This window comes from Flaviramulus sp. BrNp1-15, assembly GCF_022259695.1.
GTDB lineage: Bacteria > Bacteroidota > Bacteroidia > Flavobacteriales > Flavobacteriaceae > BrNp1-15.
On record NZ_CP092099.1, the window covers coordinates 2,582,299 to 2,596,402 of the forward strand.

General features: G+C 30.0%; 15 protein-coding genes. 6 read left to right on the forward strand and 9 right to left on the reverse strand.

Features of this window, described 5'->3' with window-relative positions:
• Positions 1 to 5: 5 nt before the first annotated feature.
• Both MBM09_RS11345 and MBM09_RS11350 read left to right on the forward strand, forming a co-directional pair.
• Positions 6 to 1,358: a DEAD/DEAH box helicase gene (locus MBM09_RS11345; RefSeq protein WP_238673844.1), complete on the forward strand. Its 1,353-nt coding sequence runs from the start codon at positions 6 to 8 to the stop codon at positions 1,356 to 1,358.
• Positions 1,359 to 1,518: 160 nt separating this feature from the next.
• The gene (locus MBM09_RS11350) at positions 1,519 to 2,124 is read left to right on the forward strand and encodes a hypothetical protein (protein WP_238673845.1); all 606 of its coding nucleotides are present in this window, start codon (positions 1,519 to 1,521) and stop codon (positions 2,122 to 2,124) included.
• Positions 2,125 to 2,278: 154 nt separating this feature from the next.
• Here MBM09_RS11350 and mddA read toward each other — a convergent pair whose 3' ends face one another.
• The 7 genes from mddA to MBM09_RS11385 form a co-directional block, all read right to left on the reverse strand.
• Entirely contained in the window at positions 2,279 to 3,019 is a 741-nt protein-coding gene (gene mddA / locus MBM09_RS11355; RefSeq protein WP_238673846.1) for a methanethiol S-methyltransferase, read from the reverse strand.
• 11 nt (positions 3,020 to 3,030) lie between these two features.
• Positions 3,031 to 3,609: an OsmC family protein gene (locus MBM09_RS11360; RefSeq protein WP_238673847.1), complete on the reverse strand. Its 579-nt coding sequence runs from the start codon at positions 3,607 to 3,609 to the stop codon at positions 3,031 to 3,033.
• Between the two features lie 105 nt (positions 3,610 to 3,714).
• Entirely contained in the window at positions 3,715 to 4,581 is an 867-nt protein-coding gene (locus MBM09_RS11365; RefSeq protein WP_238673848.1) for a helix-turn-helix domain-containing protein, read from the reverse strand.
• A 340-nt stretch (positions 4,582 to 4,921) separates the two neighbouring features.
• Positions 4,922 to 5,455 carry an RNA polymerase sigma factor gene (locus MBM09_RS11370; RefSeq protein ID WP_238673849.1) on the reverse strand — a complete coding sequence of 178 codons (534 nt, stop codon included), beginning with the start codon at positions 5,453 to 5,455 and terminating at the stop codon, positions 4,922 to 4,924.
• A 254-nt stretch (positions 5,456 to 5,709) separates the two neighbouring features.
• Complete coding sequence (locus MBM09_RS11375; protein WP_238673850.1) at positions 5,710 to 6,540, reverse strand: mechanosensitive ion channel domain-containing protein; 831 nt, start codon at positions 6,538 to 6,540, stop codon at positions 5,710 to 5,712.
• 13 nt (positions 6,541 to 6,553) lie between these two features.
• Positions 6,554 to 6,745 carry a hypothetical protein gene (locus MBM09_RS11380; RefSeq protein WP_238673851.1) on the reverse strand — a complete coding sequence of 64 codons (192 nt, stop codon included), beginning with the start codon at positions 6,743 to 6,745 and terminating at the stop codon, positions 6,554 to 6,556.
• 3 nt (positions 6,746 to 6,748) lie between these two features.
• Positions 6,749 to 7,381 (reverse strand): RNA polymerase sigma factor, encoded by a 633-nt coding sequence (locus tag MBM09_RS11385; protein WP_370569667.1) that lies wholly within the window; start codon positions 7,379 to 7,381, stop codon positions 6,749 to 6,751.
• Positions 7,382 to 7,484: 103 nt separating this feature from the next.
• Here MBM09_RS11385 and MBM09_RS11390 point away from each other — a divergent pair, with 103 nt between their 5' ends.
• Complete coding sequence (locus MBM09_RS11390; protein ID WP_238673852.1) at positions 7,485 to 9,206, forward strand: hypothetical protein; 1,722 nt, start codon at positions 7,485 to 7,487, stop codon at positions 9,204 to 9,206.
• Positions 9,207 to 9,262: 56 nt separating this feature from the next.
• On the opposite strand, the gene MBM09_RS11395 is transcribed toward MBM09_RS11390, so the two are convergent.
• Positions 9,263 to 9,697, reverse strand: coding sequence for a MotA/TolQ/ExbB proton channel family protein (locus MBM09_RS11395; RefSeq protein WP_238673853.1), 435 nt, complete (start codon positions 9,695 to 9,697; stop codon positions 9,263 to 9,265).
• 179 nt (positions 9,698 to 9,876) lie between these two features.
• Between MBM09_RS11395 and MBM09_RS11400 the strand changes: the two genes are divergently transcribed.
• The 3 genes from MBM09_RS11400 (at position 9,877) to MBM09_RS11410 (ending at position 12,511) form a co-directional block, all read left to right on the forward strand.
• On the forward strand, positions 9,877 to 10,926 hold the full coding sequence (locus MBM09_RS11400; protein ID WP_238673854.1) for a sensor histidine kinase: 1,050 nt from the start codon (positions 9,877 to 9,879) through the stop codon (positions 10,924 to 10,926).
• The gene (locus tag MBM09_RS11405) at positions 10,926 to 11,639 is read left to right on the forward strand and encodes a LytTR family DNA-binding domain-containing protein (RefSeq protein WP_238676336.1); all 714 of its coding nucleotides are present in this window, start codon (positions 10,926 to 10,928) and stop codon (positions 11,637 to 11,639) included. The genes MBM09_RS11400 and MBM09_RS11405 overlap by 1 nt, the downstream gene beginning before the upstream one ends.
• An 89-nt stretch (positions 11,640 to 11,728) precedes the next feature.
• Complete coding sequence (locus MBM09_RS11410; protein ID WP_238673855.1) at positions 11,729 to 12,511, forward strand: S1/P1 nuclease; 783 nt, start codon at positions 11,729 to 11,731, stop codon at positions 12,509 to 12,511.
• Positions 12,512 to 12,636: 125 nt separating this feature from the next.
• On the opposite strand, the gene lpdA is transcribed toward MBM09_RS11410, so the two are convergent.
• The gene (lpdA, locus tag MBM09_RS11415; protein WP_238673856.1) at positions 12,637 to 14,043 is read right to left on the reverse strand and encodes a dihydrolipoyl dehydrogenase; all 1,407 of its coding nucleotides are present in this window, start codon (positions 14,041 to 14,043) and stop codon (positions 12,637 to 12,639) included.
• Between the last annotated feature and the right edge of the window lie 61 nt (positions 14,044 to 14,104).

The window sequence follows — 14,104 nt, forward strand, 5'->3', positions numbered from 1 at the left end:
ACATTGTGACGTTCCAAGATTTAAATTTAAACACACCACTTTATAACGCTTTAAGCGATTTAGGCTTTACAACCCCAACACCAATTCAAGCAAAAGCCTTTAATGTAGTTGCCTCTGGTAATGACATGGTTGGTATCGCGCAAACCGGTACCGGTAAAACTTTTGCCTATATGTTGCCTATTTTAAAAAACTTAAAATTTTCTACACAAGAAAACCCAAGAGTTTTAATTCTTGTTCCAACGCGTGAATTGGTTGTACAAGTCGTTGAAGAAATTGAAAAGCTTTCAAAATATATTAATAATAGAGTTTTAGGTGTTTATGGGGGTACAAATATCAACAGCCAAAAGCAAGCTATTGCAGAAGGTATAGATATATTGGTTGCTACACCTGGTAGACTTTACGATTTGGCTTTAAGCAGAGTTTTACAGCTTAAATCTATACAAAAATTAGTGATTGATGAAGTTGATGTGATGCTCGATCTAGGGTTTAGACATCAGTTAATTAATATTTTTGATATTTTACCAGAGCGCAGACAAAACATTATGTTTTCTGCAACTATGACACATGATGTTGATGTTTTAATAAATGAATTCTTTAAAAGTCCCGAACGCGTTTCTATTGCTGTATCTGGTACACCTCTTGAAAATATTGAACAGTATCGATACAATGTGCCTAATTTTTATACCAAAGTAAATCTTTTAGTGCACTTATTAAACGATAAAGAAGCTTACAATAAGGTTTTAATATTTGTGGCTTATAAACGAATGGCAGACCGTTTATTTGAGAAATTAGACGAGTATTTCAAAGAAGAATTATGTGTTATCCACTCTAATAAAACCCAAAATTACCGTTTACGAAGTATTGAACAGTTTAGAGCAGGTGAAAACCGTATTCTAGTCGCCACCGATGTTATGGCACGTGGTTTAGATATAGATAATGTAAGTCATGTTATAAATTTTGATACTCCTGAATATCCTGAAAACTATATGCACCGTATTGGTAGAACAGGTCGTGCAGAACGCAAAGGTACTTCGTTGGTTTTTTCTACTGATAAAGAGCAAGAATCTCTTGAGGGTATTGAAACATTGATGCAAATGAAAATCCAGTTACTGGAAATTCCTGAGGTTGTTGAAATTTCTACAGAGCTTATTGAAGAAGAACGCCCACAAATAAAAGAACGTAACAATCCTGTTAAACGAAAAGACGAAGATGCTCCAGGGCCAGCTTTTCATGAAAAATCTGAAAAGAACCTAAAAGAAAATTTAGGTGGTTCATATAAATATAAAATTGCTGCTAAGTACAAAAAACCAAAAACCAGAGGCGATAAAAATTACAATAAGCGAAATAAACGGAAGTAGATTTTAAGTTACGCTTATCGGTCTCGGCTATGAGTAGTTGCTTGGGCTACCATTTAACTTTACAAGTACACACCAAACTGTTAATCCGTAAAGGTTTCCAAAACTAATCGAGGATAAGCAATTACTTACAGCCATTGATGGCAAACATTTGAGAAAACCTATGATAAGACAATTTACACTTCTGATTTTATTCACTTTAATCCTAACAGGATGTTCGAGTACGAAGAATCTGAATTTATGGACAAAACAATCGAAAATTAGAGAAGTAAAGAAATTTGAATCTGAATTAAATCCCGATTTAGAGTTTTTAGAAATTAACGTTAGTCTCTCGGAAAGCATATTTCCGAGAGTAAAGGAATTTGATATGTCAAAACCGTTAATTGTCCGTAGAGAAAAAACAAGTTTACTTCCAATTTATGCGGAATATTTTTACTCAAAACCTGACTCAATTTTAAGATATATTAGTTATGATTGGGAAAATAATCGTTACGGAAATTACAACGACAAGAAAAAAGATTGGGAAAAACAAAGCACTAAACTGACTGAATATAATGCGGAATATGAACGAATTAAAAAGCAACTAATTAAGGAATTTAATCAACCCATTAAACAAGACGATGGACCACAAGAAACGAAATCTGATTACGGTGGACCAGATTATTTGTCTCGGAATACAATATGGGAATCGGACAAAAGATTTATGAAATTAAATATGATTTTCGGAGCATCAACATATAGAATCCGATTATATTATTACTGGAAATAAAAAACGATTTGTCAACACCGCATAAAAAAATTGCTAGTTTTAGCTAAACCAAAGTTAGTTGCTAGTTTGCAAGCTTCTGATTTTCCTTCGGAAAATCCTCGCACACAAACACGCAACTTTCCTTATACATAAACGTTAAGCATAGTTTTTTCCTTTATCTACCCTTGTTTTTAGTAAAAGGAATAATCATTGGCACTTCTTTTTGGTATGTTTCATATTTTTCTCCAATAAATTTACGAAGGTCTTTTTCCTCCAAATATTTTACAGCTGTAAAAATATAAATAGTAGTTATTAGAGAAAATAGTAAATGCCCAATTGTCATAGTGGGTGTTGCCCAAAAAGCAATTATAAAACCTAACATTATGGGATGTCTTACCAACTTATATAAATAATTCGTTTGAAATTTTGGGTTAGCAGTTTGTTTGTTTTTTAGATTATCGAAAATTTGAGCTAATCCAAAAAGCTCAAAATGGTTAATCATAAAGGTAGAAAGTAAAACAATAAGCCAACCTAGAAAAAATATTCCAGTTATAATTTTGGAGAGAATTGTGTTTTCGATTTCCCAAACTATAGTTGTTATTGGTTGCCATTGCCAATAGATTAAAATTAGAGCTAAACTAGATAGTAGAATATAAGTACTACGTTCTATAGCTTGACTAAAAATAGAATTAAACCATTCTTTAAATTTTGGTCTCGCCATTATACTATGTTGTATAGCAAAAACACTTAATAAAATTACATTGATAAATATTGAAGAATACATTGTAGTTTCTGCACCAGAGTCTATTGATTTTGGCACAATGATATTACCTATAAATCCAATGGCATATAAAAAAGCAATTAGAAAGACAAAATAGGCTACAATTCCATATAATAAGATGATTGACTTTTTCATAATTTATTGTTTTAGTTTTTGATTTTAACGTCTGCATTTAAAGTAATTGGGATTCCTTTTATTATAGTTTGATAAATAATACAGCTACGTTTTGCGCCTTCTATGAGTTTCTGTAACAACTTTTCATCGGCGTTTTTAGCAATAATTAATGCATCAATATGCATAGATTGAAACTCAACTGGAATAGATTTATCAATCATTAAAGTTCCTCTTACATCAACTTGAGCCGTTGCGTATATTTTTGTTTCAGTAAGTTCTATTATCAATTTATTAGAAATTAGTCTAATAGTACTTTCAAAACAAGATGCTAACGAAGCACAAAGTAAATCCCCAGGATTTGGAAAATCGTGGTCGCCTCCAACTGCTTTATGAACTCCAATTTTAAATGGAACCTTCATTTTATTATTTATGGAAACCGATGTTCTAAATGGGTCGTGTAAATTTATTCCAATAACCTCGGCAGAATCTGTAATCCAAGCAGTTGTGGAATCTTTTAAATATTTTTCATTAAGAACTAAATGTCTTTGGTGAACAATAGAAGTATCTTTAATGGATTTTGTATTCTTGGTTGAAAATTTTGGATTAGACATCACATCATTTTTCTAATTTACTAATGATGTAAAGGTTCTATTTATATTGCCAATCAAGATTTCTTAAAAGTCCAAATAATGTTCTTAAAAGTTCAAGAAATATAGTTACGCTTCTTTTTTGAGCATTCTATATCTATTGGGCGTTACTTTTGTTATTTTTTTAAAAGCTTGAATAAAATGGGAATTATTTTTAAAACCACATTCATAACCTACCTCACTAACGGTTAAATTTGTACCTAATAGTAGTATTTTAGAGTGATCTAATCTTTTGTTGATTAACCACCTATTTGGTGTCGTGTTAAAAAAAATTTTAAATTCACGCTTGAAAGAAGATAGGCTTTTTCCACAAAGTTTTGCAAAATCAGCTATTTTTAAATCATATTGAAAATTTTCTGTCATTATATTTTCAATAGTTGTTTTACTATCTTGCTTTAATGAATTAAAGAAAAACAACAGTTCTTTATTATTTGAGCTGAGTAAGATATTAAAGAGTAATTCTTTAAATTTGATTTCCACTAATTCTTTAGGCATTTCCTTTTCTTGGTTTAAATATTGGAATATACTTTTTATTAATGTTTTAAACACATCATTAGTAGTAATGTCTAAAATTTGATTATACTCTTTCGTATGATTTAATTCTCTTTTAAAAGTTGGATTCTCTGAAATAAACCTTTTTATGAAGTCATCATTAATAAAGAATAGCATTACACAATACTCACTTTCTAAATATTGCTTTGTAGTATAAACACCTTTTCTAACAAATATTGTGTCTCCAGCAGTAAGTTTGTGTGTTTTTTTTGAAGTAATCCAATCCTTTTTTCCGCTAATGACATAAGTAATTAAATGATTTTTAATCCACAATTGATATTCTTCAATATTTAAAGGACATTTATATTCTACGAACAAAAAATCATTACCAACAAGCTTGTTGAATTTCGGATGATTTTTAAAGTATTCGTATGCATTAATCACTATTTAGTTTTCAGTTTTTTTAATTATACGTAACGCCTTGGTCATGAACGCATTTCAATACTAGGGTTTAACTCAATGCAAGTTAATTATATTCATTAAATAAGTGAAGTTAATTTTTTGAAAATTAAGAATCAATACTGAAAGTAAGAAATTACTCAAAACTTATAAACAAAAAAAACCCTTTCCAAATTAATGAAAAGGGATTTAAAGTAAGTTTTTCGGTTTACAGAAATTTAACCAACCAAATTTAACCCTAACTTAAAGTCAATTCTGCATTCTTACTTAACTTAATTACTAACTCAATATTCATACTAAACTAAACTATAACTACTAATATTTTTTAAGCACATAAACCTGTAAGTTTATCTTTTGCTCTTTTTATTCTCATTTTAACAGCACTCTCACCTATTCCTAAAACTTGTTCTATTTTTTTAATAGGTAAATTGTCTTGATACTTATAAAACAGTATTGTTTTTTCTTCTGGCGAAATTAATTCTAATGCGCTATTTAATTTTTTAACTTTTGTTTGAAAAATACTATTATCTGTTTCTTCTTCTTCTAAATCTTGAAAACTGTAATAATCGTCTGTATGCTTTTCGATTTTTTTTGCAGTATTTCTATTTACATAATTTACACAATGATTATATGTAAGAGAGTATAACCATGTTGAAAATTTTGACGCACCTTTAAAGCTTGGTAATTTAACATAAAGCTTTAAAAAAACATCTTGTGTTAAATCTTTTGCTTCATCTTCATCTCTTGCAAAACCATAACACATGTTGTATACTTTTTTTGAAAATTTATCGTATAAAACTTCAAAAAGTTTTGCGTCTTTGTTCTCTGTAATTCTTTGTACTAATTGTTCGTCGGTCACTTTTAAACTATTTATCGGGTTATTGATAGGCCAATATTATAGATTACATGACAGAAACTTTTATACAGAAAAAGTTATAACTTCAAATCGATTAAGTGTATAAAAAATCAGTTGTAAATTTGTGTTTGAAGTATTTTTCTTTCTTTTTAATGATAACTTAAAAAAAATCCCTCTCCAAATTAATGGAAAGGGACATGCAGAGAATGTTTCGGTTTACAGAAAGTAACCAACCAAATTTTAACCCTAACTTAAAGTCAATCCTGTATTCTTACTTGACTCTCCACAATATCTTTAATAGGTACTATTAACTTATCTTTATTTGTTGTTTTTACAGTAATTGTTATACCGTCTATAGACTCAACTGTACCTTTAATGTTATTAAATTCTATATGCTGACCTATTTCGTATGTTTTTCTAGTATAAAATGTTCTTAACAAATCTCCAACTACCTTTTGGGCTCCAAAACCAAAAGCTAATGCAAAGGCTAATAAGAATGCCGCTAAAATCATTGTAAGATTGCTGGTAATAATATTAGTATCTACTCCTGCTTGATTTAAAGCTGTTATTGAAACATATATTAGTATGAGAAAAAACACAACTTGACTTATAATTTTTGCTCCAGACAAATCCATGGATTCAAAAAACGATTTAAGTCCTTTCTTAATTAAATTCGCTAACAATAATCCTACAGTAAAAATTACAAGTGCTGAAAACAGTTGTGGTAAATAACCTAAAAGATCACTTATTTTTTGAGATATCATGGTTAAGTTCATAATATCTAAAGCCATAATAGCCAACATAATATACATAACCCATTTAACAAAGTTTGAAACTATCTTTATGGTATCAAAGTTTAGTTTTTTACCTTCAATAATTTCAATTTCATTTAAAGTGTCATCAAGTTTATCTGCCTTTGCTAATTTTAAAGCTTTCTTAATTATTCTAACAACTAATTTGGTAACGAGCCATCCTACTAAAAGTACTATTATAGTACCTATAATATTTGGGAATATCTGAGATATTTCAAGCCACATAGTCGATAAAGACTCCATAGCCATATCTTTCCATTGTGTTGCTTTTTCCATTGTTAAATTGTTTTTAATTAGGGTTTGAGTTTTTATCTTTCCTGCTCTTAATGACAGTTTCTATAACATCTCCAATATTATATGAAAACAAAGTTCCTAAGTCCATTAATAATTTTGCCATTGCTACATCTGCCATAACCTTAGACTTAAGTTCTTTAGGTACTTCTTTAAGTGGCTGATCTATATGTCTAAACGGATTATCCATTACTTAACATTTTTCGTTATAAACAGTTATAAGCTTATCCTTTGCGCGTTTTATTCTCATTTTAACTGCACTTTCTCCAATACCTAAAACACTCTCAATTTCTTTAATTGACAAGAAATCCTGATATTTAAGTAACAAAATCATTTTCTCTTCTGGTGAAATGAGTTCTAACGCTACTTTTAATTTATCAACTTTCATTTCAAGAAAACTATTATCGTCTTCATCTTCTGAAAGGTTTTCTATGTCTTTATAATCTATAGACTGTTTTTCAAACTTTTTAGCTGTATTTCTAGTTACATAATTAACACAATGATTATATGTAAACGCATATAACCATGTTGAAAATTTTGACTTTCCTTTAAAACTAGGCAACTTAACAAAGAGTTTTAAAAATACATCTTGTGTTAAATCTTTAGCTTCATGTTCATCTCTAGCAAAACCATAACACTTGTTATACACTACCATTGAATACCTATCATATAAAATCTCAAAAAGCATTGTGTTATTATTTTTCACAATGGCTTTTACCAGTTCTTCGTCTGATTGTTTATTGATTTTGTTAAGGGTTTCCAATTGTAGCTTATCACTAGTTTTGTTGTTGATAGTTTTAAGACACGATAGTTTTAAAGAAGTCACATTATTTTAAAAAGATTAAAGCCCAATAAAAACTCTGTTTTAAAGAGTAAAAAATATTGTACCTTTAAAAATATTAACCAATTAAAAATCAAAACTTTACAAAATGAAAAAACTACTTCTAATAGTTTTCTCCTTAAGCTTGTTTGTTTCTTGTAAAAAGAAAAATCAATCAAACAATTTAATTTTAGCTGAAATCCCCTCATCAAAATACGGATGTGTGCCACCAGTAACCGATGCCGAATGGTACAAAAAAGATAAAGTCGCACCTCTTTTAAAAGGTTACGATGTTATAGACTATCCTATAACAACAAACAACCCTTTAGTACAGCGCTATTTTAATCAAGGTATGGCACTTGCCTATGCTTTTAATCATGCTGAAGCTGCACGATCCTTTTATTATGCAACCAAGTTAGATCCAAATTGCGCTATGGCATTTTTTGGTTTTGCTTATGTATTAGGACCTAATTATAATGCAGGAATGGAACCTGATAATTATGAGCGTGCTTACCAAGCCATTCAAACGGCCAAAAAATTATCGGTTAATGCTACTGAAAAAGAACAAGAATTTATTCATGCCATGGCATTGCGTTATGCGCCGGAACCTCCTGAAGATAGAAGTGAATTAGATATTTCATACTCTAATGCTTTAGCTGAGATTAATAATAAGTATCCCGATGACTCCGAAATTTCTGCACTCTACGTAGAATCTATGATGAACTTACACCCTTGGGATTTATTTGATAAAGCAGGTAATGCACAACCTTGGACGCCAAAAATTATTTCGTTGCTGGAAAGTACTATTGAAAAACACCCTAAACATCCTGGAGCTCATCATTTTTATATCCATGCAGTTGAAATGTCTAATACGCCTGAACGTTCTGATGCTTCGGCAAAATTATTTGATAAAGGTTTAGTTCCTGGTTCTGGTCATTTACTGCACATGCCATCGCATACTTATATAAGAACTGGGGAATATCATAAAGGAACTTTATCTAATATTGCTGCTGTAAAAGCAGACAGCACATATGTTACTACATGTCATGCTCAAGGTGCATATCCTTTAGGATATTATCCACATAATTACCATTTTATGGCTGCAACTGCAACATTAGAAGGCAATAGCCATTGGGCAATGATTGGAGCCAACAAAGTTTCTGAACATGTTCATCCAGATATCATGAAAGAACCCGGTTGGGGCACACTACAGCATTATTACTCCATTCCTTACTATGTGGCTGTAAAATTTAAAAAGTGGGATGATATTTTAAACTTGAAATTAGAAACTTACGATTTAGATTATGTTAAAGCCATTAGGCATTACGCAGAAGGAATGGCTCATTTAGGAAAAGGTGATTTAGAGCAAGCCAAAGCAGAATTGTCTGCACTTGAAATTTTAGCTAAAGATGAAGCTTTAAAAGACATTACCATTTGGAATATTAATACGGTTTATGATTTAGTTCAGATAGCTGAAAAAGTTTTAGAAGCCGAAATATTACTATATGAAGCTGAAGATTCTCCTGGAAATTACAAAGCAAGTATTGTGCTTTTAAGAAAAGCTGTAGACATGGAAGATGCGCTAAACTATAACGAGCCACCTGATTGGTTTTTTTCTATACGTCATTATTTAGGTAATGCTTTTATATTAAATAGACAAAATCGAGTAGCCATTGAAACCTATCTTGAAGATTTAAAACATTTTCCTAAAAATGGTTGGGCTTATCATGGTATTAAAACTGCATATGCTGCTTTAAACGATGAGGAAAAAACAGTACACTACGATGACTTATTTAAAAAGAGTTGGAAACATGCAGATATTGAATTATAAAAAAAGCGAACCGTATTGGTTCGCTTTTCATTTTTGAATAAAAATAACTAACTAAATTATTCAACAGTTTTTACATTATCTTCTTTATTAAGCCATCTTAATACTAAAATGCCAATTCGCGCAATTACAAAAGAGAATAGCCCAAACGTAGCTGTTAAAAGTGATACCTTAAGTCCGCCAGCAAAAACTTCAGGACTCGGGCTACCTATAGCTTCAATAGAATCGAAAGCCATAATTAGTCCTATTACCGATCCTAAAAAACCTAACACCAAACCTAATAAGCTAGAATCGGTAGTTAATCGAATATATTTTTTTGAAAGCTGTTCGTTTTTTTTTAGATTGATGAAACTCATAATAATAAAGAAAACAGATAACAATAAACATATCAATATTAAGGACATAAATAACGGTCCGCCTTCCATAAAGCGATCTACAAATGGGTTTAATATTAATAATTGTTTTGAAAATAAAGACATTAAAAGTGTATTCATAATTGATGGTTTTTAATTAAACATACCCAAACTTACTGCATCTTTTCACTCAAAAAATTAAATTGCGACCAGTAACCAGATTAGTGCCTTAATTAACATTATTGTAAAATCCGTACTTAAACTGGTTATTCGTCTACAAAACTAAATCTACAATATAAAAATACACTATTATTGTATTAATGTTTTCTAAAGAATTTATTTTAAAGAAAATAGGTTATGCCATTTTACACATCATTTTCTGGTTAGGTGTATTACTTTTTTATACTTATTTTTTTGATGTTGGTAGTACTAACTTTACTAACACTTTATACTTTTCATTTTTTTTAATGCCTATAACGATAGCTACAACCTATGTATCTATTTACAAGCTAATACCAGATTATCTAATAAAAAAAAGATATGCTCTATTTGGGTTGTATAGTATATATACCTTTATTATTTCTGCATATTTAGTAATGCTTTCTATTTTTTTTAGCCTGATTTATATTTCAAATTTTGAATATAACGATATGGCTCCAGCAACAAAAAATATATTCTTTGTTATCACTGCTGTTTATTGTGTTGTATTTATCGTAAGTGCATTTAAACTACTTAAACTAAACCTGAAAAACACTGAACAAAACAACTTACTAAAAACTAAAATTTTAGACACTCAGTTAAAATTAAAGGAGCAAGAACTCAATTATTTAAAAATGCAGATACATCCGCATTTTTTATTTAATACCCTAAATACTATGTATGGCTTTGCTCTTAAAAAAGCCGATGAAACCCCAGAAATGATACTAAAACTATCTAATTTATTAGATTATTTACTGTACCAAGCAGATAAACCTTTTGTATTATTAACTGAAGAAATTGATCATATCAAAGATTATATTGAGTTAGAACAAATGCGTTTTAACAATACCTTAAACATAAATTTTAGTACTAATAAAATAATAGAAACTCAAAAAATAGCTCCAATGCTTCTGCTTCCTTTTGTAGAAAATAGTTTTAAACATGGGGTTTTACAAAAAGGGGTTTTAAATATATTTATAGAGTTATTGTGTAACGATAATCAAATTCATTTTACTGTAAAAAATACGAGCAAAAAACAAAAACCCACAAATAGCGGTATAGGACTGGAAAACATAAAAAAACGACTAGATTTACTTTACCCAGACCAGTATTCATTGAAAATTGATAATGATATTACTAATTATAAAGTTTCTTTAATTTTAAACATTTGATGCATAACAAAAACATATCGTGTTTAATTGTTGATGACGAAATTATTGCCCGCGAGGTTATTGCTACTCATTTATCAAAAATTAAAAACATAAACGTAGTTGCTAGCTGTAGTAATGCACTTGAAGCTTTTAATTGTATAAATACTTATAATATTGACCTTGTTTTTCTTGATATTAACATGCCAGAAATATCTGGAATTTCGTTTGCAAAGTCTATAAACAAAGACATAAAAATTATTTTCACTACGGCTTACAGAGAATACGCAGTTGAAGGTTTTGAACTTAAAGCAGTAGATTATTTATTAAAACCTATTGCTTTTGAGCGTTTACTCAAGGCAGTTAACACCTACTTTGAAACACTTCATCATTATGAAAAAAACACTGAAACCAATACCGAAGTAAACGATTTTATTTTTGTGCGTTCTGATAGAAAAATGATAAAAATTGATTTTGATTCTATCATTTATATTGAAAGCTTAAGTGATTATTTAAAAATACATTTAGAAGACAAAACTATTATTACCAGAGAAACTATAAGTGCAATTGAAGCAAAATTACCAAATAAGAAATTCCTTAGAATACATAGATCATTTATTATTTCTCTAAAACATATTTCGTCTTTTACTAATGATGAAATAACTATTAATAACAAATCTTTATCAATTAGCAGAAGTTATAAAAAAGAGGTTTTGCAAATCCTTGAAAAATTTTAAGTTCCTATAAAAACATTAAACTTATGTTAACTAAACATTCTGTTACAATTCTTTGTTAGGTAATTAATAAATTTGCAAAAACTTATTTCATGAAAACATTTTTCACTTGCTTAATTGCCCTAGTATTTTTAATTCCAACTAATGTTAAAGCATCAAATGATTTTTGGGGACCAACTGGTCATCGTGTTGTTGGAAAAATTGCTGATAATTATTTAAAAGGCAAAGCAAAAAGAGAAGTTAAAAGACTTTTAAAAAGACAATCGTTAGCGTTTGTATCTACGTTTGCAGACGAAATAAAATCCGATAAACGCTACAACGAATTTTACACTTGGCATTACATAAATATGCCCTTTGATGTAAACTACCAAAACTCAAAAAAGAATCCAGAAGGTGATTTAGTAACTGGAATTGAATATTGCAAAAAAGTAATTTCTGATAAAAATGCAAGTGATGAAGACAAAGCCTTTTACTTAAAATTACTTATTCATTTAATTGGTGATTTACATCAACCTATGCATGTTGGACTTGAAGAAGATCGTGGTGGAAACGACTTTAAAGTACAATGGTTTTATGAAGACTCTAACTTACACCGTGTTTGGGATTCTGAAATGATTGATGAGTTTGATATGAGTTATAATGAGTTAGCAGAAAATGCTGATGTATTAACTAAAAACCAAATAAAAGCCATTCAAGAAGGCAATATTATTGATTGGGTAAACGAAACCCACGAACTTACAAAAAAGGTATACACCTCAGCAGAACCTGATGAAAACTTAAGATACCGTTATTCATACAACAATTTTAAAACTGTTAGAAGTCAACTTCAAATTGCTGGTATAAGGTTAGCAAAAGTGCTAAATGAATTGTTTTAATTTTAAAATAGTCTTATTAATATTAAATTATTACTTCCTTATAAGTTGTTGATACGTATACACACTTTTATATAAATAAAAAGGCGCCAAATTTGGCACCTTTTTTATAATTTAAAAACTAGTGATTAAAAATGTAAAGCTCTTTTATCGGTAGCATCAAGAGCAGCCTCTTTAATAGCTTCTGCAAATGTTGGATGTGCATGAGACATTCTAGAAATATCTTCTGCGCTAGCTCTAAACTCCATAGCTGTAACAGCTTCTGCAATTAAATCGGCACAACGTGCTCCAATCATGTGTACACCTAAAACTTCATCTGTATTTTTGTCTGCTAAAATTTTCACAAATCCATCGGTATCGTTACTTGCTCTGGCACGCCCTAATGCTCTAAAAGGGAATTGCCCAACTTTATACTCTACTCCTGCTTCTTTTAATTCTTCTTCTGTTTTACCAACAGCTGCCACTTCTGGCCATGTGTAAACAACACCTGGAATTAAGTTATAATCTATATGTGGTTTTTGTCCTGCTAAAATTTCAGCAACAAAAACACCCTCTTCTTCTGCTTTATGAGCTAACATCGCACCTTTTACAACATCACCAATTGCATAAATATTAGATACGTTAGTTTGTAAATGATCATTTACTTCAACTTGACCTCTATCTGTCATTTTAACTCCTGCTGCTTCAAGATTTAGCCCATCAGTATAAGGACGACGACCTACTGAAACTAAACAATAATCGCCTCTAAATTCTACTTCCTCACCTTTTTTATTATCTGCTTTTACAATAACCTCATCACCTTTTCGCTCTACAGATTTTACTTTATGAGATACATTCATACTGAATTTCTGCTTCTTTAAAACTTTATTAAGTTCTTTAGACAAAGCGCCATCCATTCCTGGAATAATACGATCCATGTACTCAATTACTGAAACCTCAGCACCTAGACGTTTGTATACTTGACCAAGTTCTAAACCAATAACACCACCACCAATGACTAATAAATGTTTTGGTATTTCTTTAAGTTTTAATGCTTCTGTAGATGTTATGATGCGTTCTTTATCAATTGAAATAAATGGTAAAGTTGAAGGTTTACTACCTGTTGCTATTATAGTATTTTTAGCTTCAATTTCTTCAGAAGAACCATCATTTTTAGCAATATTTACATGTGTTGCATCTTTAAATGAACCTAAACCTTCATAAACATCAATCTTATTCTTCTTCATTAAAAAATCGATTCCTCCTGTAGTTTGATCGACCACTGCTTGCTTACGTGCAATCATTTTTTCAAGATTCACCTTAATCTCTCCAGGAATTTCAATTCCATGTTCATCAAAATGTTTGGTTGCTTCTTCATAATGATGCGAAGAATCTAATAATGCTTTACTTGGTATACAACCAACATTTAAACAAGTTCCTCCTAAAGTGGAATATTTTTCAATTAGTGCAGTTTTCATTCCTAGTTGAGCGCATCGTATTGCTGCAACATATCCTCCAGGACCAGAGCCAATAATGGCTACATCATATGAATTCATAAATTATATTTTGTAGTTCTATTAAAAACGAGAAACAAAAATACAAATGTTTTTATGGCAG

What these genes read in the sequence shown, in the direction of transcription:
- lpdA (WP_238673856.1), bottom strand. Translation starts at nt 14,043, where the DNA reads ATGAATTCATATGATGTAGCCATTATTGGCTCTGGTCCTGGAGGATAT.
- mddA (WP_238673846.1), bottom strand. Translation starts at nt 3,019, where the DNA reads ATGAAAAAGTCAATCATCTTATTATATGGAATTGTAGCCTATTTTGTC.
- MBM09_RS11360 (WP_238673847.1), bottom strand. Translation starts at nt 3,609, where the DNA reads ATGTCTAATCCAAAATTTTCAACCAAGAATACAAAATCCATTAAAGAT.
- MBM09_RS11405 (WP_238676336.1), top strand. Translation starts at nt 10,926, where the DNA reads ATGCATAACAAAAACATATCGTGTTTAATTGTTGATGACGAAATTATT.
- MBM09_RS11350 (WP_238673845.1), top strand. Translation starts at nt 1,519, where the DNA reads ATGATAAGACAATTTACACTTCTGATTTTATTCACTTTAATCCTAACA.
- MBM09_RS11410 (WP_238673855.1), top strand. Translation starts at nt 11,729, where the DNA reads ATGAAAACATTTTTCACTTGCTTAATTGCCCTAGTATTTTTAATTCCA.
- MBM09_RS11390 (WP_238673852.1), top strand. Translation starts at nt 7,485, where the DNA reads ATGAAAAAACTACTTCTAATAGTTTTCTCCTTAAGCTTGTTTGTTTCT.
- MBM09_RS11395 (WP_238673853.1), bottom strand. Translation starts at nt 9,697, where the DNA reads ATGAATACACTTTTAATGTCTTTATTTTCAAAACAATTATTAATATTA.
- MBM09_RS11380 (WP_238673851.1), bottom strand. Translation starts at nt 6,745, where the DNA reads ATGGATAATCCGTTTAGACATATAGATCAGCCACTTAAAGAAGTACCT.
- MBM09_RS11375 (WP_238673850.1), bottom strand. Translation starts at nt 6,540, where the DNA reads ATGGAAAAAGCAACACAATGGAAAGATATGGCTATGGAGTCTTTATCG.
- MBM09_RS11400 (WP_238673854.1), top strand. Translation starts at nt 9,877, where the DNA reads ATGTTTTCTAAAGAATTTATTTTAAAGAAAATAGGTTATGCCATTTTA.